Origin of the sequence: Paraburkholderia sp. RL18-085-BIA-A (assembly GCF_046027075.1) — a bacterium.
GTDB lineage: Bacteria > Pseudomonadota > Gammaproteobacteria > Burkholderiales > Burkholderiaceae > Paraburkholderia.
The window spans coordinates 1-21,102 of sequence record NZ_JARESU010000136.1 but is presented as its reverse complement, the minus strand read 5'-3'; the positions used below and the strand labels follow the sequence as shown (position 1 = coordinate 21,102).

16 protein-coding genes and 1 pseudogene are annotated in these 21,102 nt (G+C 61.3%); 12 read left to right on the top strand and 5 right to left on the bottom strand.

What is annotated here, in order from left to right; all coding sequences use genetic code 11:
- Together P0D89_RS42905 and P0D89_RS42900 are read right to left on the bottom strand one after the other, a co-directional pair.
- Nucleotides 1-571, bottom strand: a 571-nt coding sequence (locus tag P0D89_RS42905) for an alpha/beta fold hydrolase (protein WP_408378534.1), incomplete at its 3' end; no start/stop codon positions are given.
- 198 nt (nt 572-769) lie between these two features.
- The gene (locus P0D89_RS42900) at nt 770-1,474 is read right to left on the bottom strand and encodes a Crp/Fnr family transcriptional regulator (RefSeq protein ID WP_408356457.1); all 705 of its coding nucleotides are present in this window, start codon (nt 1,472-1,474) and stop codon (nt 770-772) included.
- Nucleotides 1,475-1,664: 190 nt separating this feature from the next.
- On the opposite strand from P0D89_RS42900, the gene P0D89_RS42895 reads away from it, so the two are divergent.
- Both P0D89_RS42895 and P0D89_RS42890 read left to right on the top strand, forming a co-directional pair.
- The gene (locus P0D89_RS42895) at nt 1,665-2,432 is read left to right on the top strand and encodes a class II aldolase/adducin family protein (RefSeq protein ID WP_408356459.1); all 768 of its coding nucleotides are present in this window, start codon (nt 1,665-1,667) and stop codon (nt 2,430-2,432) included.
- 130 nt (nt 2,433-2,562) lie between these two features.
- Complete coding sequence (locus P0D89_RS42890) at nt 2,563-3,606, top strand: 2-dehydropantoate 2-reductase (RefSeq protein WP_408356461.1); 1,044 nt, start codon at nt 2,563-2,565, stop codon at nt 3,604-3,606.
- Nucleotides 3,607-3,755: 149 nt separating this feature from the next.
- Here the strand turns inward: P0D89_RS42890 and P0D89_RS42885 are convergent, their stop codons facing one another.
- On the bottom strand, nt 3,756-4,886 hold the full coding sequence (locus P0D89_RS42885; RefSeq protein WP_408356463.1) for an MBL fold metallo-hydrolase: 1,131 nt from the start codon (nt 4,884-4,886) through the stop codon (nt 3,756-3,758).
- Nucleotides 4,887-4,971: 85 nt separating this feature from the next.
- Between P0D89_RS42885 and P0D89_RS42880 the strand changes: the two genes are divergently transcribed.
- A complete protein-coding gene (locus tag P0D89_RS42880) occupies nt 4,972-5,586 on the top strand; it encodes a TetR/AcrR family transcriptional regulator (RefSeq protein WP_408356465.1) in 615 nt (204 codons plus the stop codon).
- Nucleotides 5,587-5,768: 182 nt separating this feature from the next.
- On the opposite strand, the gene P0D89_RS42875 is transcribed toward P0D89_RS42880, so the two are convergent.
- Complete coding sequence (locus P0D89_RS42875; protein ID WP_408356467.1) at nt 5,769-8,447, bottom strand: excinuclease ABC subunit UvrA; 2,679 nt, start codon at nt 8,445-8,447, stop codon at nt 5,769-5,771.
- Nucleotides 8,448-8,664: 217 nt separating this feature from the next.
- Here P0D89_RS42875 and P0D89_RS42870 point away from each other — a divergent pair, with 217 nt between their 5' ends.
- Nucleotides 8,665-9,489 carry an SIR2 family NAD-dependent protein deacylase gene (locus P0D89_RS42870; protein ID WP_408356469.1) on the top strand — a complete coding sequence of 275 codons (825 nt, stop codon included), beginning with the start codon at nt 8,665-8,667 and terminating at the stop codon, nt 9,487-9,489.
- Between the two features lie 416 nt (nt 9,490-9,905).
- On the opposite strand, the gene P0D89_RS42865 is transcribed toward P0D89_RS42870, so the two are convergent.
- Entirely contained in the window at nt 9,906-10,799 is an 894-nt protein-coding gene (locus P0D89_RS42865; protein ID WP_408356471.1) for a glutamate/aspartate ABC transporter substrate-binding protein, read from the bottom strand.
- Nucleotides 10,800-11,187: 388 nt separating this feature from the next.
- Here P0D89_RS42865 and P0D89_RS42860 point away from each other — a divergent pair, with 388 nt between their 5' ends.
- The 8 genes and pseudogenes from P0D89_RS42860 (at nt 11,188) to P0D89_RS42825 (ending at nt 20,802) form a co-directional block, all read left to right on the top strand.
- Nucleotides 11,188-12,660 (top strand): alkaline phosphatase family protein, encoded by a 1,473-nt coding sequence (locus P0D89_RS42860; RefSeq protein WP_408356473.1) that lies wholly within the window; start codon nt 11,188-11,190, stop codon nt 12,658-12,660.
- 481 nt (nt 12,661-13,141) lie between these two features.
- A complete protein-coding gene (locus P0D89_RS42855; protein WP_408356475.1) occupies nt 13,142-14,017 on the top strand; it encodes a VOC family protein in 876 nt (291 codons plus the stop codon).
- A gap of 723 nt (nt 14,018-14,740) precedes the next feature.
- Entirely contained in the window at nt 14,741-15,847 is a 1,107-nt protein-coding gene (locus P0D89_RS42850; RefSeq protein ID WP_408356477.1) for an ABC transporter ATP-binding protein, read from the top strand.
- The gene (locus P0D89_RS42845; RefSeq protein ID WP_408356479.1) at nt 15,834-16,922 is read left to right on the top strand and encodes an ABC transporter ATP-binding protein; all 1,089 of its coding nucleotides are present in this window, start codon (nt 15,834-15,836) and stop codon (nt 16,920-16,922) included. Before P0D89_RS42850 ends, P0D89_RS42845 begins: the two co-directional genes overlap by 14 nt.
- A pseudogene (locus tag P0D89_RS42840) lies at nt 16,919-17,788 on the top strand (carbohydrate ABC transporter permease); the annotation flags it as partial. The gene P0D89_RS42845 and the pseudogene P0D89_RS42840, both read left to right, overlap by 4 nt.
- Before the next feature lie 73 nt (nt 17,789-17,861).
- The gene (locus P0D89_RS42835; RefSeq protein WP_408356481.1) at nt 17,862-18,671 is read left to right on the top strand and encodes a carbohydrate ABC transporter permease; all 810 of its coding nucleotides are present in this window, start codon (nt 17,862-17,864) and stop codon (nt 18,669-18,671) included.
- The gene (locus P0D89_RS42830; RefSeq protein WP_408356483.1) at nt 18,671-18,952 is read left to right on the top strand and encodes a DUF2160 domain-containing protein; all 282 of its coding nucleotides are present in this window, start codon (nt 18,671-18,673) and stop codon (nt 18,950-18,952) included. Before P0D89_RS42835 ends, P0D89_RS42830 begins: the two co-directional genes overlap by 1 nt.
- Before the next feature lie 107 nt (nt 18,953-19,059).
- The gene (locus P0D89_RS42825) at nt 19,060-20,802 is read left to right on the top strand and encodes an ABC transporter substrate-binding protein (RefSeq protein ID WP_408356485.1); all 1,743 of its coding nucleotides are present in this window, start codon (nt 19,060-19,062) and stop codon (nt 20,800-20,802) included.
- Nucleotides 20,803-21,102: the final 300 nt, after the last annotated feature.

Genomic DNA, 21,102 nt, shown 5'->3' with positions numbered 1-21,102 from the left:
AGTGATGCTGTTCCGGACTGCCGCCCGGAATGAACTGCGTTGTGAAGAACTGGCGAAACGCGGGGTTCTGCTGCCCCCAGCCGAGTTCGGCGAGCTTGACGAGCGTTTCCGCTTCGTCATGTAACCGGGGATCCGAAGACCGCTTCAGCTTGCCGCGCGCATAGCCGCCATAAAGAACAAGATGACTGACCCGTTCGGGCCACGCGACCGCATACGCCACCGCAAGCGACGCGCCTTGCGAAATGCCGAGCAACGCAAAACGCTGCACGCCGCTGGCGTTGATCACGCTGTCCAGATCGCGCTGCCATGCGTCGAATGAAATCTCGTCAGGGTCGCGGTCGGACAATCCGCAGCCGCGCTGGTCATAGCGGATCAACGTGTGCTGCCGGCATAGCTCCGCGATCAAATGACTCCATACGGGGCTCTTCAAATCGAATTCGAGGTGACTGAGCCAGTTCGCGGCCTTGACGATGGGCGGGCCCGTTCCGCAGGTCGCGTAGGCGATGCGCACGCCGTCGCTGCTTGTGCAAAGGCGTATCTGCTGCTTCGGATACGGCGTGGGCGCGGGCATGGCAGTGAGTAATCAACAAACACATACAACGGCGTACTAAGCGACAAGCCGGCTGTCGTTCGACAAGGCGCAGCGCGGTCGATCGTCCTGCTTACAAATAGCTTGACCTGAAACAGCATAGACGGACGAACGGGAAATGACCAGGCGCTGAACGAGAGATCGTCCGCGCCGGGCTGTGGCTTACCCGCGACGAAACAGTCACGGATTTGGATCGCCGAGACTGGCTGCACGCAGCCGGTCGAAATCCAGAATGGCGATTTCCCCGGATTTCAGGCTCAATATGCGTTGATCTTCGAGGTTCCTGAGCAACTGATTGGTAGTCTGCCGCGACAGCGACACCATTGAAGCCAGGCTGTCTTGCGAGACCCTTATCCTGCTTTGCGAGGCGTTGAGACCGCCATAACCCCCGGCGATCATCAGCAAACGGTTGGCCACGCGCTGTGCCGCGGGCAACAGGGTCATCGCTTCGGTGTTCTCGAATGAAATCCGAAGTCTTTGCGCCATCAGCAGCGCAAAATCGCGCCAATAGCGCGGCGTGGAATCGAGCAGGGCCTGCAGCGCGGGTTCGGGCACGTGCAGCAAAAGCGTCCGGCTGACGGCAGTGGCGTCGTTCGGACGTGGCAGCCCGTCGAACATCGAGATTTCCCCCACCCACGCAGTCGGCCCGAGCACCGCGAGCAACGCCTCTTTCCCATCCAGTCCGACTGTGCCGATGGCGAGTGCGCCGCCCAGCACGGCGTACAGGCCATAAGACTGGTCGCCGCGCCGATACAGCATTTGGCCCTTCTCCAGCGTGAGCAGGGTGGCATGGCTGACGAGGTAGTCCCGCAACTCGACAGGCAGGGCCCGGAACCATGGAGTCGTTTCGAGTTGTGACCGGTAGCGGTGCAGACTGGAATCCATTGGCGCATCGACCTGTCGTGTATCCGACAGATTTTAGGCGGGTTCGCGACCATCATGTTGACTTGCATCGGACGACACAATGACTTGTCCCTTGATGCATGCGCTGCGTCGCAGGGATCGAACATGCGATTTGACAGGGCGTTGTCTCAGGTTAATCCATTGCTTGGATCTTCGAATAAGGAGTGTCGACATGGCCTCATCTGTTATCAGTCTGAAGAACGACGTTTCACCGTCCGAGTGGGAAGCGCGAGTCAATCTCGCGGCCACGTACCGTCTCACGGCGCTGTTCGGGTGGGACGATCTGGTGTTTACCCATATCTCGGCGCGCGTGCCCGGCCCCGAACATCATTTCCTGATCAACCCGTACGGCATGATGTTCGACGAAATCACCGCGTCGTCGCTGGTCAAGGTTGACCTCGACGGCCGCAAGATTGCCGATTCCCCGTATGACATCAATCCGGCCGGCTTTACGATCCATAGCGCCGTGCATGCGGCTCGCGAAGATGCTCATTGCGTGATGCACACGCACTCGGTCAACGGCGTTGCCGTGTCGGCACAGGAGGCGGGGTTGCTGCCGCTTTCCCAGCAGTCTCTTGGTGTGCTGGCGTCGCTCGGCTACCACGACTACGAGGGCATCGCACTCAATGAAGCCGAGAAGCCTCGTCTCGTTCAAGACCTCGGCAGCAACGCTTATCTGATGCTGCGCAACCACGGCCTGCTGACGGTCGGCGCGACGCCCGCTGACGCCTTCGTTGCAATGTACTTCTTCGAAGCGGCCTGCATGATTCAGGTGCGCGCCCAGGCAGGTGGCGGAAAGCTCAATCCCATCGCCCAGCCGATTCTCGACGGCATCAAGGAGCAGATCGGGCTGGTGACGCGGGGTGTCACGCCAGGGGCGCTGGTTTGGCCCGGGCTGCTGCGCCGGCTCGACCGCCGCAGCCCCGGATATGCCGACTAACGCAGCCCGTCCGTTCGCACCATGCAGTACGCACGATGACACGGGCTGAGCGAACGGCGTCAGCGTCATGGACCGCGTTTGCGATTCAACGCATCGCGGATGTAATTGGGTAAGTCACGTGAGAACCTCTATGGCAAAAATCTGTATCTACGGCGCCGGCTCGATTGGTTGCTATATCGGCGGGCGGCTCCTTGCCGGGGGTAGCGACGTCAGTTTCATTGGGCGTGCACGCGTGGCCGACCAGTTGCGCAGTCAAGGCATCACGCTGTCGCGGCACGACGGTAGCCGCTGGCATGTGCCCCCGGAGCGCACGGAGGTGTCGACGGACGCGGCCAGCGCCGCCGCCGCCGACCTCGTGCTAGTAACCGTCAAGTCTGCCGCGACACCCGCGGCCGCGGCAGAACTGGCTACTGTGCTTCGTCCCGGTACGATTGTTCTGAGCTTGCAGAACGGCGTTGGCAACGCGGACGTATTGCGCGTCGCGTTGCCACAGAACATCGTGCTGGAGGGGATGGTGCCATTCAATGTCGTCGAACGTGGCCCCGGCGCATTTCATCAAGGTTCAGCGGGCGAGCTGGAGATCAGACATACGCCGGCGATGCAGCCGTTCGTCGACGCATTCAGGCAAGCGGGTCTACCGCTGATCCAGCACGTCGATATGTTGCCGGTGCAGTGGGCCAAGCTGTTGCTGAACCTCAACAATGCCATCAACGCGTTAGCGAACCGGCCATTAAAGGAGGAGCTATCGCAACGCGCCTACCGGATCTGCCTCGGCATGGCGCAGAAAGAAGCGCTTGCGCTTCTGAAGCGGGCCGGCATACCGCCAGCCAGAGTGACGCCGCTCCCGGCCACCTGGATACCGCGTGTTCTCAGCGTGCCGGATGCATTGTTCGAAAGGCTGGGACGGACGATGCTGACGATTGATCCACTTGCGCGCTCGTCGATGTCCGACGACCTGGCGGCGGGGCGCGTCACGGAAGTCAACTGGATAAACGGCGAGGTCGTGCGCCTCGCGCAACGCCTTGGGCAAACGGCGCCGGTCAATGAAAGGCTATGCGAACTCGTGCGGGAAGCCGAGCTAGCCGACGTGCGCCCTTCATGGTCAGGCGAAGCACTGCTGGCCGAGATGCGGGCAGCGGCGAACGCCGCTTTGGCACTGCACGACGAGGTCTGAACGCCCGCGTACGTGCATCCGTTCTTCAACTTCCGCGCTCGAAGCGCCCCGAAATCGCCCTTCGCAGCTCTTCGTACCGGATGAGGTACGAAGGACCCAAACTGACAATGTGATAAGCGCGACCTCAGGCTGGCGGCGCTCGCCAGAAATCACGAAGACTTCGCGTCCGCGGTATTGCGCGACGCGCACAAACGCCATGCGGCCTTCGGCGCGGCGACAGTCTCGACGGTGCGGCGCCACCAGAGTTCGCCGCGATGCGGTGCGCTCAGATCCAGCCGTTCGCCCATGCGGGGCGTCGACAGCGCAACACCGCGCGCGAGGGCTAACCCAGTCACCCTTTCGAACGGCTCCTGCCAGCGATGCATTGCGAGGTCGAAGGTGCCATTGTGAATCGGCACGAGCCTCCGGCCGCGCAGATCGATATGCGCCTGCACGGTCTCTTCGGGCTGCATGTGAACGTACGGCCACTGCGCGTCATACGCGCCCGTCTCGACCAGCGTGACGTCGAATGGCCCAAGGCGCTCGCCGATCGTCTGGAAGCCGTCGAAGTAGCCGGTGTCGCCGCTGAAGAACACGCGCAGATCATGGTCGACGATCACCCACGACGCCCATAGCGTGCTGTTGCCGTCGAACAGACTACGGCCGGAAAAATGCTGCGCGGGGGTTGCGGTGAACTCTATGCCGTCGACCTCGGTGCCTTGCCACCAGTCGAACTGCCGCACCTTCGAAGCGTCGATGCCCCATTCGATCAACCGGTCGCCGACGCCGAGCGGTGTCAGAAAAAGGGCGGTGCTCTGCGCAAGCGCGAGCACGGTTTCGCGATCGAGGTGATCGTAGTGGTCGTGCGACAGGATCACGCCACGCAGCGGCGGCAAATCGGCGAGCGCGATTGGCGGCGCATGAAAGCGCTTCGGGCCGAGACGCCGGAACGGGGACGCACGCTCGGCGAACACGGGGTCGGTCAGCCAGAACTGGCCGCGCAGCTTCAGCAGCAGCGTCGAATGACCGAGCCGGTAGAGGCTGCGGTCGGGCGCGGCATCGAGTTGCGTGCGCGTCAGCGCATCGACGGGCATCGCGTCCGTCGGCACGGTGCCGCGCGGCTTGTTCAACAGCACGTTCCACACAATGCCGAGCGTCTTGCGCAGGCCTTCGGCGGGACGCGGCTTGACGTTGCGAAAGCGTTCGCCATCGTGCTGCGGCGAGTGGCTGGACAGCGCGCGGCCGCCCTGGGCGGCGGTAACGCCGAGCACGCGGCTGACAAGAGCAGGAAGCGACGTCATGAGGTAGGCCGTCCGGAAAGAAATGTACACTCGGCAGTGTAGTTTATTTTCGAGGAAAGTAAACTGCCCGGTGTAAAATCCAGGTATGGATCCATGTGCCACCCATCAACGCCTGACTGACCGCAAACGTGTCGCTATCGTCGGCGCCGCGATCGAGGAATTCCTCGCGGCCGGCTACGACGCGACCAGCATGGATCGTATCGCCGCCCGCGCGAACGTCTCGAAGCGTACGGTCTACAACCATTTCCCGAGCAAGGAAGTACTGTTCGCGGCGATTCTCCATCAACTGTGGGACGCGAGCCAGAGCGGCGATGCTCCCGCCTACCGCGCCGACGAACCGTTGCGCGCGCAGTTGCTCGACCTTTTGGGCCGCAAGCTCCGGCTGCTGAACGACGAGTCCTTCTTGTCGCTTGCACGTGTGGCGATCGCGGCCGGCATCCATTCGCCGGAGCGAGCGCGGGACATGGTCGCCCGCCTCGGCGAACGCGAGGAAGACCTGACCGTGTGGGTCCGGGCCGCCGTCGCAGACGGCCGTCTCAAGACCGGCGATCCGCTCTTCGCGGCGCTGCAGTTGCAGGCGTTGGTGAAGGCTTTTGCGTTCTGGCCGCAAGTGACGATGGGGCAGGCGCCGCTCGGCGAACCGGAGCAAAGGCAGGTCGCGGAATCGGCCGCTGATATGTTCCTCGCACGTTACGCGTGAGTGGACGTCTGGGGCTTGTGTTTTCGATTTTCAGGCCCGCCGGAGCGACAATTTCCTGATTCTGAAACGAGGGTGCGTGCTTCGACCGGTTCGGGTTTGACGGAGACGTTGGGCGACGCGTCAAGGTCTCACTCACTTTCAAGACCGCCTCCTCGGCTTGGATTCCACCGTTCTTCTCCGCTTTACGCCACGAGTTGTTGTCGCAGATACGAGGCCGTGCGGCTCTCCTTTTTGCGCGCGACTTCAGCCGGCGTGCCGCTCGCCACTATCGTCCCGCCGGCGTCGCCTGCACCCGGGCCGACGTCGATGACCCAGTCGCTTTGCGCGGCCACCCGCATATCGTGCTCGACCACCACCACCGTGTTGCCCGCGTCGGCGAGTCCCTGCAACTGCACCATGAGCCGGTCGACGTCGGCGGGATGCAGCCCGGTAGTCGGCTCGTCGAGGATGTACAACGTGTCCCCGCGCTGCGCGCGTTGCAGTTCGGTGGCGAGCTTGATGCGCTGCGCTTCGCCGCCGGATAGCTCAGTGGCCGGCTGGCCGAGCCGCAGATAGCCGAGGCCGATGTCGCGCAGTACTTTGAGCGCACGCATGACGCCTGCTTCCTCGGCGAAGAAACTGCACGCGGTGTCGACGGTCATGCCCAGCACCTCGGCAATGTTCTTATCGCGCCATGTGATCTCCAGCGTCGATGTGTTGTAGCGGGTGCCGTGGCAGGTCGAGCAAGGCGCATACACGCTCGGTAGAAAGAGCAGCTCCACGCTCACGAACCCTTCGCCTTCGCAGGTTGGGCAACGGCCTTGCGCGACATTGAACGAGAAGCGCCCCGCGCTGTAGCGACGCTTGCGGGCGTTGGGTGTGTCCGCGAACAGCTTGCGCACGTGGTCGAAGAGGCCCGTGTAGGTGGCGAGGTTGGAACGCGGCGTGCGCCCGATCGGTTTCTGGTCGACCCGCACGAGCCGCCGCAGCGCGTCCATGCCGTCCGCGATATGGCCGCTCGTTGGCACCGTCGCGGTGGCGAGCAGCGGGTCCTGTTCGTCCTCGTCCGTGCTTTCGATGATCCGTCCCAGCCGGCTGGCGACCAGTTCGGGCAGCGCCTGGCTCACGAGGCTCGACTTGCCCGAGCCCGACACGCCCGTCACTGTGGTCAGGCAGCCGAGCGGGAACGCGACGTTCAGCCGGTGCAGATTGTTACGTGTGATATTGGCGAGCCGCAGCCAGCGCGCGGCCTCGCGCGGTGTGCGATCGACGGGTGCGGGCGGGGCGAACAGATGCCGGCGTGTCTGCGACGCTTCGACCGTCGCGAGTCCCGCGGGCGGTCCGCTATAAACCACATGACCGCCGGCGTCACCAGCCGCCGGACCCACGTCGACCAGCCAGTCGGCGCGCCGCATCATCTGCAAATCGTGCTCGACGACGAACAGCGAATTGCCCGCCGCCTTCAGCGCTTGCAACGCGCTGAAGAGCGCTTCGCCGTCGGCGGGATGCAAGCCGGCCGATGGTTCGTCGAGCACGTACACAACCCCGAAGAGCTGCGACGACAGTTGCGTGGCCAGTCGCAAGCGCTGCAATTCACCCGACGACAGCGTGGGCGTGCTGCGTTCCAGCGCGAGGTAGCCGAGACCGAGGTCGACCAGCGTGGTCAGGCGCTCCAGCAACTCGGCGGCAATGCGTTGCGCCGCGACGCGTTTCTCTCCCGAAAGGTTCGGCGTGCGCCGCACGTCGGGCGAAGCTTTATGCGCGGAGCCGCCCGCGGCGACCCGCTTGTCGACGGCCTCGCGCATGGCGCTCTTGCTGAGCACGCTGCCCTTGGTCGTCGCCGCCGTCGCCGCCGTCGTTGCCTCCGGCCATTCGCCGCGCGCAATCGGTTCGAGAAGCGCGGCGAGCCCCGCGAGCGGCAACTGTGAAAACTCGCCGATATCGAGCCCAGCGAATTGCACCGAGAGCGCTTCTTTCTTGAGCCGCTTGCCGTGGCAAGCCGGGCAGACGCTGCCGACCATGTACTGCGAAACGCGTTTTTTCATCAGCGCGCTTTGCGTGTTCGCAAAGGTATGCAGCACATAGCGGCGCGCGCCGGTGAACGTGCCCTGATAGCTCGGTTCGTCCTTGCGTCTGAGCGCGGCGCGGGTCTCCTTCGGCGTCAGGCCAGCGTAGACGGGCACGGTCGGCTGTTCGTCGGTGAAGAGGATCCAGTCGCGTTCTTTTTTCGGCAAGTCGCGCCATGGCGTATCGACGTCGTAGCCGAGCGTCACCAGGATGTCGCGCAGATTCTGTCCGTGCCACGCCGGCGGCCATGCGGCGATCGCGCGTTCGCGGATGGTCAGCGAGTCGTCGGGCACCATTGATTTCTCGGTGACCTCGTACACGCGGCCCAGTCCATGACACGTCGGACAGGCGCCTTGCACCGTGTTCGGCGAGAAGTCCTCGGCGAACAACATCGGCTGTTTCGGCGGATAGTCTCCCGTGCGCGAATACAGCATGCGCACCAGGCTCGACAGCGTGGTCACGCTGCCCACCGATGAACGCGCGCTCGGTGTGCCGCGTTGCTGTTGCAAGGCGACCGCGGGCGGCAACCCTTCGATCGCGTCGACTTCGGGCACACCGACCTGCTCGATCAGGCGCCTCGCGTACGGCGCAACCGATTCGAAGTAGCGCCGCTGCGCCTCGGCGTACAGTGTGCCGAATGCCAGCGACGATTTGCCCGAGCCCGACACCCCGGTGAACACGACGAGCGCGTCGCGCGGAATCTGCACGTCGACGTTTTTCAGATTGTGCTCGCGAGCGCCGCGCACGCGGACGAAACCGGTGGGAGCGCCCGAATGCATAGGGAGTGAACCGGGTTTGCTGTGGATGGCGTCCATGTCGATCGATAGCGGATGAGCGCGGTGCCAGGCTGGCTGTGCGAACGCTGGTCAGGTTGCACGGACCATGCCCGGTTCGCGCCTTTCCACGACGTTCCCGAATTGACGCGCTTGCCGAACCGATAGGACCACCGCATTATTGTCGCCGTGGGGGCGCGGAAGTCTATGCCAATCAGGACCAACACGAGCGAAGCCCCGATCTGGAAGAGCTGATTCAATGGACGAAGTCGAGAAAATGAAGCGCGCGGTTTCATGGCTGCGTGAGGCAGACAGTTTGCTCGTCACGGCCGGTGCCGGCATGGGGGTGGACTCGGGCCTACCCGATTTTCGGGGTGCGGAGGGATTCTGGCGCGCCTATCCGGCGCTAAGAGCTCATCGATTGACGTTCCAGGACATGGCAAACCCGCGAGCATTAGTCCGATCCCCTGAGCTCTGCTGGGGATTCTATGGTCACCGACTCCAGCTCTATCGGCGCACCGTGCCTCACAATGGCTTCCAGATACTCCGCCGTTGGGCTCAAAATATGCCGGGCGGCACGGCGGTCTTCACGAGTAATGTCGACGGTCAATTTCAGAAAGCCGGCTTTCACGAGGGATTCGTAGCGGAATGCCACGGCTCCATCCACATGATGCAGTGCTCGGAATTCTGTTCCGATGCCATATGGTCGGCGCAAGCATTTGAACCCGTTGTGGACGAGGCTGACTGTCGTCTGCTTGGCGAACTGCCGACCTGTCCGCACTGTGGAGCTATCGCACGGCCCAACATTCTCATGTTCGGGGATTTCGACTGGATCGCTCTGCGCACTGAAGCGCAGGAGTCGCGCTTGTATGCGTGGCTCGCTTCGGTTAAACGACCTGTCGTGATAGAAATCGGAGCTGGCAAGACCATCCCCACTGTTCGTCATTTCAGCGAGCGCGTCGGCTCTCATATCATCAGAATCAATCCCAAGGATCCGGGCATTGCATCCCATCGCGGAATCGGATTCGCAGGCGGAGCGCTCGAAACGCTCGAGCTGCTAGACGATGCGTTGAGCAACGGCTAGGCGGCGGATATCGCGGCTCTCATGTCCGGCCAGTGGTGAATTCGACCGTTCGCCATTGGCCGCACATCAAACGCTAACAGCCGCGGGTATGCTCGACTGTACTGGGCAGAACCGAGCCGGCCTCTGTGATAAACGTGTCCATGGACCGGGTACTCTCTGCAAGGCCCGAGCTAGCGCGGCGATTTTCCCATGGATGGAGTAGCACGGTTATCGCAAATGCCCTCATTTCACTTCTATTCTTTTTATCGGGCGGATTTGCTTTTGCGTGCCGCGGGACGCGAGAACGTCGACAGCGATACAACGCAGCTCGGCTGCGGTGGCGTGGCTCCTGCGTGAGCGTGGCGTGCCTGTAGTCCATAGGCAAACCGGTCGCTTCGCACCATTTCAATCGCGCACCCCAGCAATGTTGGCCGGCCTCAATCAAAGGCCTTGTCGTTTGGCGCTGCATACAGCTTCTCCAGCGCTTCGCTCATAGGGAAATCGAAATTGATGCCTTTCGGCGGTACTGGCTTCATGAACCACCTGTCGTACATGGTTTTAATATCGCCGCTTTTCATAGCGCGAACCATTACGTCGTCAACCAGCTTCTTGAACTCCGGGTCGTCTTTGCGGAGCATGAAACCATACGCTTCGGACGACTGAGGCGTTCCCACAATGACCCAGTCAGCGGGGCGAGCCGTCAGCGAGCGCGCGCCGGCAAGCAGGACATCGTCCATCATGTATGCCACGGCCCGGCCGGTTTCGAGCGTGACACGGCCCTCGCCGTAATCCTTCGCGCTGATGATCTGCATGTTCATCTTTTTCTCCTCGTTCATTTTCCTGAGGAGACGCTCAGATGTGGTTCCCTGGTTAGTCACCACGGTCTTTCCGGCAAGATCCGCGAAATCTTTGATGCCTGAGTCTTTGCGCGTAAGCAGACGCGTCGTTGCAACGAAGAACGTGTCGGAAAACGTGACCTGATTTTGCCGGGACGTCAGGTTCGTCGTCACACCGCATTCGAGATCGACGGTGCCGTTCTGAACGAGCGGAATGCGGTTCTGCGAGGTAACCGGTACGAAGCGGACATGCAGATCGGGGTGGCCGGTCCTGGCTTTCACCGCATCGATGATCCTGTTGCAAAGATCCTGGGAGAATCCGATCACCTGATTGTTCGTATCGACGTAAGAAAACGGCACCGATGTTTCGCGGTGACCGATCGAAATCGAATTCCCGCCCTGGACTTTTGCCAAGGTCGACTGCGTCTCCTGTGCTGAAGCGGTAGTCGAAACAACTGCAAAAGTCGCGAGGGCAATCAGCAGCCTGAGTTTCATAGCAATTTCCCCATCGGAGTGAGAACGAGCGTCGGTGCGCGTGCGCACTTGGATTGATACATATGTTGCCTGAAAAATATTAGACGCAACATATGTTAACCACTGATGCGGGAAACATTCGGCGAATCGACGTGCCGACGGCCCCCGCTAGTTGCGGCCGTTCGAGCGTGCTAACCGTGGAGGCCATCCACGCATCGCAAATGGGTCTGATTTCTGTTGTTGGCGTAGTTGGGAATCGCGCCGGGCTGGCGCGAATACGAATGCATGGCTTGCGTGGGCGGTATGCACCCGGGGAAGGGAACAACAAATGCTACGTCGGTGGATTGAGTCGCACCGCGGCACGACGGCAGCCGCGCGACCTACACATGGACCCATAGGAGACAACAATATGAGCACACGGCCCACCAATCCGCCCGATCGCGCCCGCCGGAAAATTCTCGCCGCGCTTGCAAGTTCTGTCGCGTTGTCGGCTTGCGGCGGCAGTGGCGTCTCCGGGTCAGGCGGGTCGACCAGTCCTGTGATCGGCTCAGTCCCGCCGGATCGCGCGAATCTCCCGCGTCCTCAATTGCCCGATCCGACGACTTCCGGCATCGACCATATCGTGCTCGTCACGATGGAAAACCGTTCCTTCGATCATCTGCTGGGCTGGGTGCCAAACGCTGAAAGCGCGCAGACGGGGCGCACATTTACCGATGCGTTCGGCGCAGCGCACGCGTCGTTTGCGCTCATCGCAGATCCGGCCTATGGATTCCAGGGCTGCGCATTTGCGGACCCGAATCACGCGTACGACGCCGGCCGCGTCCATCTGGCAAACGGTGCGATGAACGGTTTTCTGCGGACAGTGGGCACAAGCGTCACGCCCGGCGACTTGTTGCCAATCGGCTATTTCCAGTCCGCGGATCTCGACTTTTATCGAGGCGCGGTCGCGCAATACACTGTTTGCGATTACTACATGAGCGGGATTCTCGCCGATACCTATCCGAACCGGATGTACCTGCATAGCGGTGAAACGGATCGTCTCGCCGACACGCTCGACTCGTCGTCGTTGCCGACCATCTGGGACCGGCTCGACGCGAAGAATGTTTCGTCAACCTACTATTTCCACGACGTGCCGTTCACGGCGCTCTACGGAAACCGATATATCGGACGCTCGAAGCTGTTTGCCGAGTTCCTGACCGCTGCCGCCGCCGGCCTGCTACCGTCGTTCTGTATGGTCGATCCGAGTTTCGGCGGCGAAGCACAGGGGACGTCGAACGACGACCACCCGCATGCCGACGTGCGCAACGGCCAGGTGCTGTTGGGACAGATCTACGATGCGTTACGCACAAGCCCGAACTGGAGCAAGACGCTCTTGATCGTCGTCTATGACGAGTGGGGTGGCTTCATGGAACATGTCGCGCCGCCGGTGCGGCCGGTGTCGGCCGCCGAAGGCGCTTTGGGCAACGACGGGCGACTCGGCTTCCGCGTGCCCTGCGTGTTGCTCGGAACGCGCGTGCGTGCGAACAGTGTTGCGCGCTATCCGTTAGATCCCAGTTCGATCCACCAACTGCTTGCATGGCGCTTCGGGCTCGACCCGCTCGGCGTACGGGGAAGCGACCCGGGAACCGTCAACCTGGCGTATGCGTTGGATCTGGCGGACGCGCCGCGCATCGACGCGCCCCCCATCCCCGTCCCACAGGCAGGGTTCGGCGCTGCGTGTTCGACATCGGCGTCCAGCGTTTTGACCGGCATTGCACAACTGGATAAGAGCCAGGCCACGCCGGGCGGCGCCGTCCCCGATACGTCAGTGAGCCCGGCGGGCGGCCGTTTCGCGGAGCTGAGAACGAAAGCTGACGCTCTTGGTTTCCCGAATCCGCAGTAAACAGCGTCAAGCGTGACGCGCTGCGTTCCCTCCGGCATTGACGGTCGCCACATAAACGATGATCGGCTGAAACTTCTCCGATGAAAGCCTTTGCGGCAGGATGCAATTAAACTCCACCCAGGTAGAGCGGAAATCAGTCGATTGCCCATACAAGCGGAAACGCGGAAGCGGCCATTCGCAAACTGCTGTGAAATCGATGGGATGACTGAACGGCCATAGACTGACATAACGGGGCGAACGGCCGTGCTACGTTTGGAACTCGCCACTGAGGTCGCGCCAGGCGGAAGGGCGGCTTAGGGGCGATTGCGCTGAAAGCTCCGCATAGGCGCTTTTTTCGACGTGCCTGAACGAGTTGATAGTCCTGGCGCGGTCGCGAATCAACGACTGGTTGGAATCGAACTGGCAAGCATGCGCGTAGCAAATGCCAGCGGTGCTTTCCTGATCCTTGTACCGAATGTTTGAATTCTCTGAAGGCAATCAGATGGAACGTTCCGATTACGCACATGACGACACAGGCAATCTGGTGCTGCTCGAGCATGTCAACCTCACGATACCGGACCAGCGTCTCGCGACTGCATTCTATGTCAGCGGACTTGGGCTCACGCGTGATCCGTATCTGATGACCGGCGTGACCAATATGTGGATCAACATCGGTCGTTCGCAGATTCACTTGCCGCACGGCGACGCCCAGCGACTGCGTGGGCACGTCGCGCTCGTCGTGGGCGAGCGCCAGTCGCTACTCACACGGCTGCGCGAAGTCTGCTCTGTGCTCGACGGAACCGCGTTCGGATGGACCGAGCGGGCCGGCCGCGTAGAGGTCACCTGTCCGTGGGGAAACCGTTACGACTGCCTCGATGCGGATGCGTATCAGGCGAACGCTCCGTGGTCGGGCATCGATCTCGGCATCGCTTATGTGCAACTAGATGTGCCGGTCGGCTGCGCGGGGTCGATTGCCGCTTTTTACCGCGAGATGTTCGATGCATCCGTTGAGGTCCGCGATCACAACGGTTTGCAGCAGGCGGTAGTTGCGGTCGGAACGCATCAGCAACTTATCTACGCAGAAACGCGCGCGGCAAGCCCGGAATACGATGGGCATCACATCCAGATCTATATTGCGAACTTCTCCGAACCATACACGCGGCTCGCCGAGCGCGAGTTGACCTATGGCGAGGAACCTCATCAATATCGCTTCGCCGACATCATTGATCCCGTGAGCGGTATGCCGTGCTTCACGCTCGAACATGAGGTGCGTAGTCTGCACCATCCGCTCTATGCGCGACCGCTGGTGAACCGGAATCCGGATCAGAGTAACCGGAATTACCGCATGGGCGGCGACGTGCGCGCCGGCGTGTTCTAGCCGGCGTGCCGGCCTGCCCGGCTTCATGTTTGACGACCACGATGCCTGTGCTCTACAGCCAGGCTGCAGAACCATCGATACCGAGGTTCATGTACCTAGTCGCATAGCCTTCTCTCGGGCCGGATAGCGAGGCAATAGCCTACGCATCAATATGCAGATCACGAGTTCTGCATCAATCGGTGCCCGGCCAATCGGACTGTATAACTGCGCGACATGCCGGCATGGCGTACGGCTCGCCGCGCTTTACCCATTCCCATGCCGTCACTGAAAGATGCGACATGCTTTCATCGCGGCATCGCTCGTGACGACAACTGCTGCAGGATCTCTATGTGATGGGCCGAAGCGGCAATTTCCTGTCCAGAGAACGCGAGCAGGCAATTCGTCAGGCCATCATCTTTCTGTTGTGCCGACACGTTTCTTACGAAACTAGTGCAAAAGACAGCTGCAATGGAAGAAAATTGTATTAAATTCGGTAATGGTCTAGGAATTTCATTGTTTGTAGATTGTATGGTTAACACCAATTTATACATAAACGAACAAAAAGGAACATTCATTCCGTTGTTTTGAATTCCTTTTGGAAAAAACGGGGCACGCTTCGCCGTCCAGTCACGCGCTCGAGCACCACCGGGAAAGTCAACCGCAAGCAACGCTTGTTACGCATCACGCCTGTGCCGCGACAGGCACCCGCAGCACCGGAGACGCACCAGAACAAAGGAGAGCGATGTGGTCTTGGAACTGGAGCGGGTGACAGTCGTTTCGGGCGCCCAGACGCATCTGTACGGCGTCGATCTGCGGCCTGTCCCCGGCGCGATCAACGTGCTGCTCGGGCCGACGCAAGCCGGTAAGACCACCCTGATGCGCGTGATGGCCGGCCTCGACCGCCCTGCTTCGGGCCGCGTGCTCGCCGACGGGAATGACGTGACCGGCGTCAGCGTCAGGCAGCGCAACCTCGCGATGGTCTATCAGCAGTTCATCAATTACCCGGCGATGACGGTGTTCGACAACATCGCGTCACCGCTGAAGCTGCAAAAGACGGCCGCCGACGAAGTCAAACGGCGCGTACACGAAGTCGCCGCCAAACTCCATATCGACCATCTTCTGCAACGGCGTCCGTCGGAACTGTCCGGCGGCCAGCAGCAGCGCTGCGCGCTTGCGCGGGCGCTGGTCAAGCGGTCGTCACTGGTGTTGCTCGACGAACCGCTCGTCAATCTCGACTACAAGCTACGCGAAGAATTGCGCGTCGAACTGTCGGCGCTGTTCGCGGACGGCAAAACCACGGTCGTCTACGCGACCACCGAACCGCTCGAAGCGCTGCTGCTCGGCGGCTATACGGCGATCGTCGACAAGGGGCGCGTGCTGCAATACGGCCCGACGCTCGATGTGTACAACGCGCCCGCCAATGTCGACGTCGCAGCGGTCTTCAACGATCCGCCGATGAACATGCTCGTCAGCGATCTGACCGCCGACGGCACCGCGCGCCTGCCGATCGGCATCGATGTACCCCTCGAACGGGCAAGCGCGCGCGCGGTCCGCAGGGACGACAGGTTCCACATCGGCATCCGTCCCGGCCATCTGCGACTTGCGCCGCGGACACCGCGCTCCGTTGCGGTGTCGTGCCGGCTCGAACTGGCCGAATTGAGCGGCTCCGAAACTTACCTGCATCTGCACACGCGGCAAGGCGGCGTCGATCTGGTCGCGCAACTGCAAGGCGTGCATCAGATCGATCTCGGCACGCAGCTCGACGTGTACATCGACCCCGACGAACTGTTCGTGTTCGGCGCGGACACGAAGCTGCTGTCCGGCCCGGAGGCGGCTCATGGCGCGCATTGAGTTCCAGAATCTCGCGCACGCGTATGCACCCAACCCCGCCACGCTCGACGACTACGCGTTGCAACCGATGAACATGATCTGGGAAGACGGCGGCGCGTATGCGTTGCTCGGGCCGTCCGGTTGCGGCAAGTCCACGCTGCTGAACATCGTATCGGGCCTCGTCAAGCCGTCGGAAGGCAAGGTGCTGTTCAACGGCCGCGACATTACCGCGATGAGCGCGCGCGAACGCAACATCGCGCAGGTGTTCCAGTTCCCGGTGATATACGACACGATGAGCGTGTTCGACAACCTCGCGTTTCCACTGCGCAACCGGAAATTGCCGGCGCGCGACGTGAATCAGCGCGTTCACGAAGTGGCGGAGATTCTCGACATGACGCGCGAGTTGCAGCGAAAGGCGAACAATCTGTCGGCGGATGCGAAGCAGAAAATCTCGCTTGGGCGCGGCCTCGTGCGCAAGGATGTCGCCGCGATCCTGTTCGACGAACCGCTGACCGTGATCGATCCGCATATGAAGTGGGTCCTGCGGCGTCAGTTGAAGAAGATTCACCAGCAACTGAAGCTGACGCTGATCTACGTGACGCACGATCAGGTCGAGGCGCTGACCTTCGCCGACGAAGTCGTCGTGATGACGAACGGCCTGGTGGTGCAGAAAGGCGGTCCGGAAGCGCTGTTCTTGCGGCCCGATCATGCGTTCGTCGGCTACTTCATCGGCAGTCCGGGGATGAATCTCTGCCCGGTCGATCTGGACGCCGACGGTCTGAAAATCGGCACGCAGCACCTGCAACTGGACCCGCATACGCTGGATGCGCTGAAGCACGCGAACGGCACGCTGACGCTCGGCATTCGCCCGGAGTTCGTGCGCGTAGTGGACGAGAGTCAATCTGGCGCGGTGAAAGCCCACGTGCTGCGCGTACAGCAACTTGGCAATTACCAACTGGTCACCGCGCAATGCGACGGCCACGTCTTCCGGGCCAAAGTCGAACCGCATTTGCGTGTCGGCGAAGGCGCCGTCTGGTTGAAGCTCGCAGTTCCTGAAACCGTGTTCTTCAGCAACGACGAAAGGATCGCGCGATGAGCAAGCCCGTCAACCAGAAAGCCTGGCTACTGGTCGTACCGGTGTTCATCTGCGTCGCGTTTTCGGCGATCTTGCCGTTGATGACGGTGGTCAATTATTCGGTGCAGGACATCATCAGCCCTACGCAACATGTGTTCGTCGGCACCGAGTGGTTTCGCGCGATTATCAATGACGACGACCTGCGCGGCGCGCTCGGGCGGCAGATTATCTTCTCCGCGTGCGTGCTGCTGTTCGAAATCCCGCTCGGCGTCGGCCTTGCGCTGGCGATGCCCGCGTCCGGATGGCGCGCGTCGGCCTCGCTGGTCGTGCTTGCCATGCCGCTGCTGATTCCGTGGAACGTGGTCGGCACGATCTGGCAGATTTTCGGGCGGCCGGATATTGGTCTACTCGGCTATGCGTTGAATCGCGCGGGGATCGAATATAACTATACGGCCAGTCCCGCCGCCGCGTGGATCACGGTGCTCGTGATGGACATCTGGCATTGGACGCCGCTCGTCGCGCTGCTCTGCTATGCAGGCTTGCGCGCGATTCCCGACGCGTTCTATCAGGCCGCCGAAATCGACGGCGCAAGCCGCTTCGCGGTGTTCCGTTATATCGAACTGCCCAAGATGCGCGGCGTGCTGATGATCGCGGTGCTGCTGCGCTTCATGGACAGCTTCATGATCTACACGGAGCCGTTCGTGCTGACGGGCGGCGGTCCCGGCGATTCGACCACGTTCCTGTCGCAGTACCTGACGCAAAAAGCGGTCGGCCAGTTCGACCTCGGGCCGGCGGCTGCGTTCTCGCTGATCTACTTCCTGATCATCCTGTTGCTGTGCTTCATCCTCTACAACTGGATGGAACGCGTCGGCAAAGGCGGCCCGGCAACGGCAGCAACTACCCTGCCTGGAACCGAAGTAAGCGCTGAAGCGCTAACTCCGGTCGACACGGGAGACGCTCATGCGCGATAACCGCTGGATGCGTGTCGTCGTGTTGACGGTGTACATCCTGTTCGCGCTGATTCCGCTCTACTGGATGCTGTCGATCTCATTGCGCACGAACGAAGAGACGATGTCGGCATTCGCGATCTGGCCGCATCAAGTCACCTTCGACAACTATAAGGTCATCTTCACCGACCCGTCCTGGTACTGGGGCTACCTCAACTCCATCATCTACGTGCTGATGAACACGGTGATGTCGGTGCTGGTTGCGTTGCCGGCGGCGTACGCCTTCTCGCGCTACCGCTTTCTCGGTGACAAGCATATGTTCTTCTGGCTGCTGACTAACCGGATGACGCCGCCTGCCGTGTTCCTGCTGCCGTTCTTTCAGCTGTATTCGAGCGTCGGTCTGATGGACACGTATATCGCGGTCGCGCTCGCGCATATGTTGTTCAACGTGCCGCTCGCGGTCTGGATTCTCGAAGGCTTCATGTCGGGCGTGCCGCGCGAAATCGACGAAACCGCGTACATCGACGGCTATACGTTCCGCGCATTCTTCGTGAAGATTTTTCTGCCGCTGATCAAGTCGGGGGTCGGCGTGACAGCGTTCTTCTGCTTCATGTTCAGTTGGGTCGAACTACTGCTCGCGCGCACGCTCACCACCGTCAATGCCAAACCCATTGCCGCCGTGATGACGCGCACGGTATCGGCGGCCGGCATGGATTGGGGCGTGCTGTCGGCGGCGGGCGTGTTGACCATCGTGCCTGGCGCGCTGGTCATCTACTTCGTGCGGAATTACATCGCGAAGGGCTTCGCGATGGGGAGAGTCTGATGTTGACGTGGATGTACTGGACGCCCGAGGTGGCGGTCTTTTTCGGCTGCATCGTGGTGATGCTGGCCGGCATGACCGTGTGGGAAATCCGCTCGCCGACCGTCGAACGCAAAGGCTTCCTGCCGATCGCAACCACGCGCGGCGACCGGCTCTTTATCGGGCTGCTGGTGGCCGCCTACATCAATCTCGCGTGGATCGGCATCAGCGCGGAGAAGGCGAGCGCGTGGCCCGGTTTCGCGGCATCGATGCTGGTGCTGCTTCTAGTCATGTGGAAAGGGTGAACAGCGTTGCATCATGAAGATTTGCGTACTGGACAGACCGGTTCCGTTGATGCCCCGGGCGGACGCCGGCAGTTGATCCAAGGGGCGTGGAGATACTGGAGAAAGCCATGCAACAGAGGAGACGAATCGTCACGCTCGCCGTGGCAGGCGTCGTCGCGACAGGCTTTACGAGCCACGCCGCGATCGCCGGCACGCCCGAAGCGCAGAAGTGGGTCGACAGCGAGTTCCAGCCGAGCACACTGTCAAAGCAGCAACAGATGGACGAGATGAAGTGGTTCATCGACACCGCCGCGAAGCTGAAATCGGCAGGCGTCAAAGAGGTGCATGTGGTGTCTGAAACACTCGACACACACATGTACGAATCCAAAACCCTCGCCAAGGCGTTCGCCGAGATTACAGGCATTTCAGTCAAGCACGACATCATTCAGGAAGGCGACGTCGTCGAGAAACTGCAAACCTCGATGCAATCGGGCCAGAGCATTTACGACGGCTGGATTTCCGACTCGGATCTGATCGGCACGCATTATCGCTACGGCGTAATCATGCCGCTGTCCGACTATATGGCCGGCGAAGGCAAGCAATACACGAACCCTGGACTCGACGTGAAGGACTTTATCGGCACGAGTTTCACCACCGCGCCGGACAAGAAGCTCTATCAATTGCCCGATCAGCAGTTCGCGAATCTTTACTGGTTCCGCGCCGACTGGTTCGCGCGCAAGGACTTGCAGGACAAGTTCAAGGCGAAGTACGGCTACGATCTTGGCGTGCCGGTGAACTGGTCCGCGTATGAGGACATCGCCGAATTCTTCACGAACGACGTCAAGACGATCGACGGAGAAAAAGTCTACGGCCATATGGACTACGGCAAGAAAGACCCGTCGCTGGGATGGCGGTTTACCGACGCGTGGCTGTCGATGGCGGGCGAAGCCGACAAGGGCATCCCGAACGGCATGCCGGTCGACGAATGGGGCATCCGCGTCACGCCGGACGGCTGCCACGCGGTCGGTGCGTCGGTCACCCGCGGTGGCGGCACGAACAGTCCCGCCGCAGTCTTCGCAACCACGAAATACATCGACTGGCTGAAGAAATACGCTCCGCCCGAAGCGTCGGGGATGACCTTCAACGAGGCTGGGCCGGTGCCGGCTCAAGGCAGGATCGCCCAGCAGATCTTCTGGTATAGCGCGTTCACCGCATCGATGCTGAAACCCGGCAACGTGACCAACGCGGACGGCACGCCGAAGTGGCGGATGGCGCCGTCGCCGCACGGTCCATACTGGAAAGAGGGCATGCAGAACGGCTATCAGGATGTCGGCTCGTGGACCTTCTTCAAGTCGACGCCGCCGAATCAGCGGGCTGCCGCGTGGCTGTACGCGCAATTCGTCACGTCGAAATCCGTGTCGCTGAAGAAGTCGATTGTCGGTCTCACGTTCATCCGTGATTCCGATATCCATAGCGATTTCTTCACGAAGAACGCGGACAAATACGGCGGGCTGATCGAGTTCTATCGAAGCCCGGCACGCGTGGCCTGGACGCCGACCGGCAACAATGTGCCCGACTATCCGAAGATGGCGCAACTCTGGTGGAAGAACGTTGCGACGGCCGTCGCCGGGGAAAGGCCACCGCAAGCCGCGATGGACAATCTGGCGAAGGAAATGGACCAGGTGCTGGGCCGTTTGCAGCGCGCGGGAATGAAGGTTTGCGCGCCGGAATTGAATCCGGAAAGCGATCCGGCGAAATGGTTGTCGGATCAGCACGCACCGTGGAAGAAGCTCGCGAACGAGAAACCGAAAGGCGAAACGGTCAAGTACGACCAACTGCTCACTGCATGGAAAGAGGGACGGGTGCGCTAGGGTGTAGATGCAGTATCGCGAGACGGTTGACGCGGGCGGCCTTTCCGGGCCGCCCGTTTTTTATTTGTCACACGACGGCTGGCGTTACGCGCGGATTGACGGACGAATTCCGGTACTGGCAGCGTCTTTCGTGGCTCATGCCGAGGCGCAACCCCATCGCCGTTGCCGAGCTGGCCTTTTAACGCCGACAGCTAACCGCTGAGCGTATATCGATCCTTGGTGGAAACGTTGTTATGGCCGACTCCTTCGGAAGGCGTAACTCGGAAAAGGCTAATTCCTTGAGAAGGAGCGCAAATGTGA

What these genes read in the sequence shown, in the direction of transcription:
- P0D89_RS42855 (WP_408356475.1), top strand. Translation starts at nt 13,142, where the DNA reads ATGGAACGTTCCGATTACGCACATGACGACACAGGCAATCTGGTGCTG.
- P0D89_RS42895 (WP_408356459.1), top strand. Translation starts at nt 1,665, where the DNA reads ATGGCCTCATCTGTTATCAGTCTGAAGAACGACGTTTCACCGTCCGAG.
- P0D89_RS42860 (WP_408356473.1), top strand. Translation starts at nt 11,188, where the DNA reads ATGAGCACACGGCCCACCAATCCGCCCGATCGCGCCCGCCGGAAAATT.
- P0D89_RS42835 (WP_408356481.1), top strand. Translation starts at nt 17,862, where the DNA reads ATGCGCGATAACCGCTGGATGCGTGTCGTCGTGTTGACGGTGTACATC.
- P0D89_RS42870 (WP_408356469.1), top strand. Translation starts at nt 8,665, where the DNA reads ATGGACGAAGTCGAGAAAATGAAGCGCGCGGTTTCATGGCTGCGTGAG.
- P0D89_RS42875 (WP_408356467.1), bottom strand. Translation starts at nt 8,447, where the DNA reads ATGGACGCCATCCACAGCAAACCCGGTTCACTCCCTATGCATTCGGGC.
- P0D89_RS42900 (WP_408356457.1), bottom strand. Translation starts at nt 1,474, where the DNA reads ATGGATTCCAGTCTGCACCGCTACCGGTCACAACTCGAAACGACTCCA.
- P0D89_RS42830 (WP_408356483.1), top strand. Translation starts at nt 18,671, where the DNA reads ATGTTGACGTGGATGTACTGGACGCCCGAGGTGGCGGTCTTTTTCGGC.
- P0D89_RS42880 (WP_408356465.1), top strand. Translation starts at nt 4,972, where the DNA reads ATGGATCCATGTGCCACCCATCAACGCCTGACTGACCGCAAACGTGTC.
- P0D89_RS42865 (WP_408356471.1), bottom strand. Translation starts at nt 10,799, where the DNA reads ATGAAACTCAGGCTGCTGATTGCCCTCGCGACTTTTGCAGTTGTTTCG.
- P0D89_RS42845 (WP_408356479.1), top strand. Translation starts at nt 15,834, where the DNA reads ATGGCGCGCATTGAGTTCCAGAATCTCGCGCACGCGTATGCACCCAAC.
- P0D89_RS42885 (WP_408356463.1), bottom strand. Translation starts at nt 4,886, where the DNA reads ATGACGTCGCTTCCTGCTCTTGTCAGCCGCGTGCTCGGCGTTACCGCC.
- P0D89_RS42825 (WP_408356485.1), top strand. Translation starts at nt 19,060, where the DNA reads ATGCAACAGAGGAGACGAATCGTCACGCTCGCCGTGGCAGGCGTCGTC.
- P0D89_RS42890 (WP_408356461.1), top strand. Translation starts at nt 2,563, where the DNA reads ATGGCAAAAATCTGTATCTACGGCGCCGGCTCGATTGGTTGCTATATC.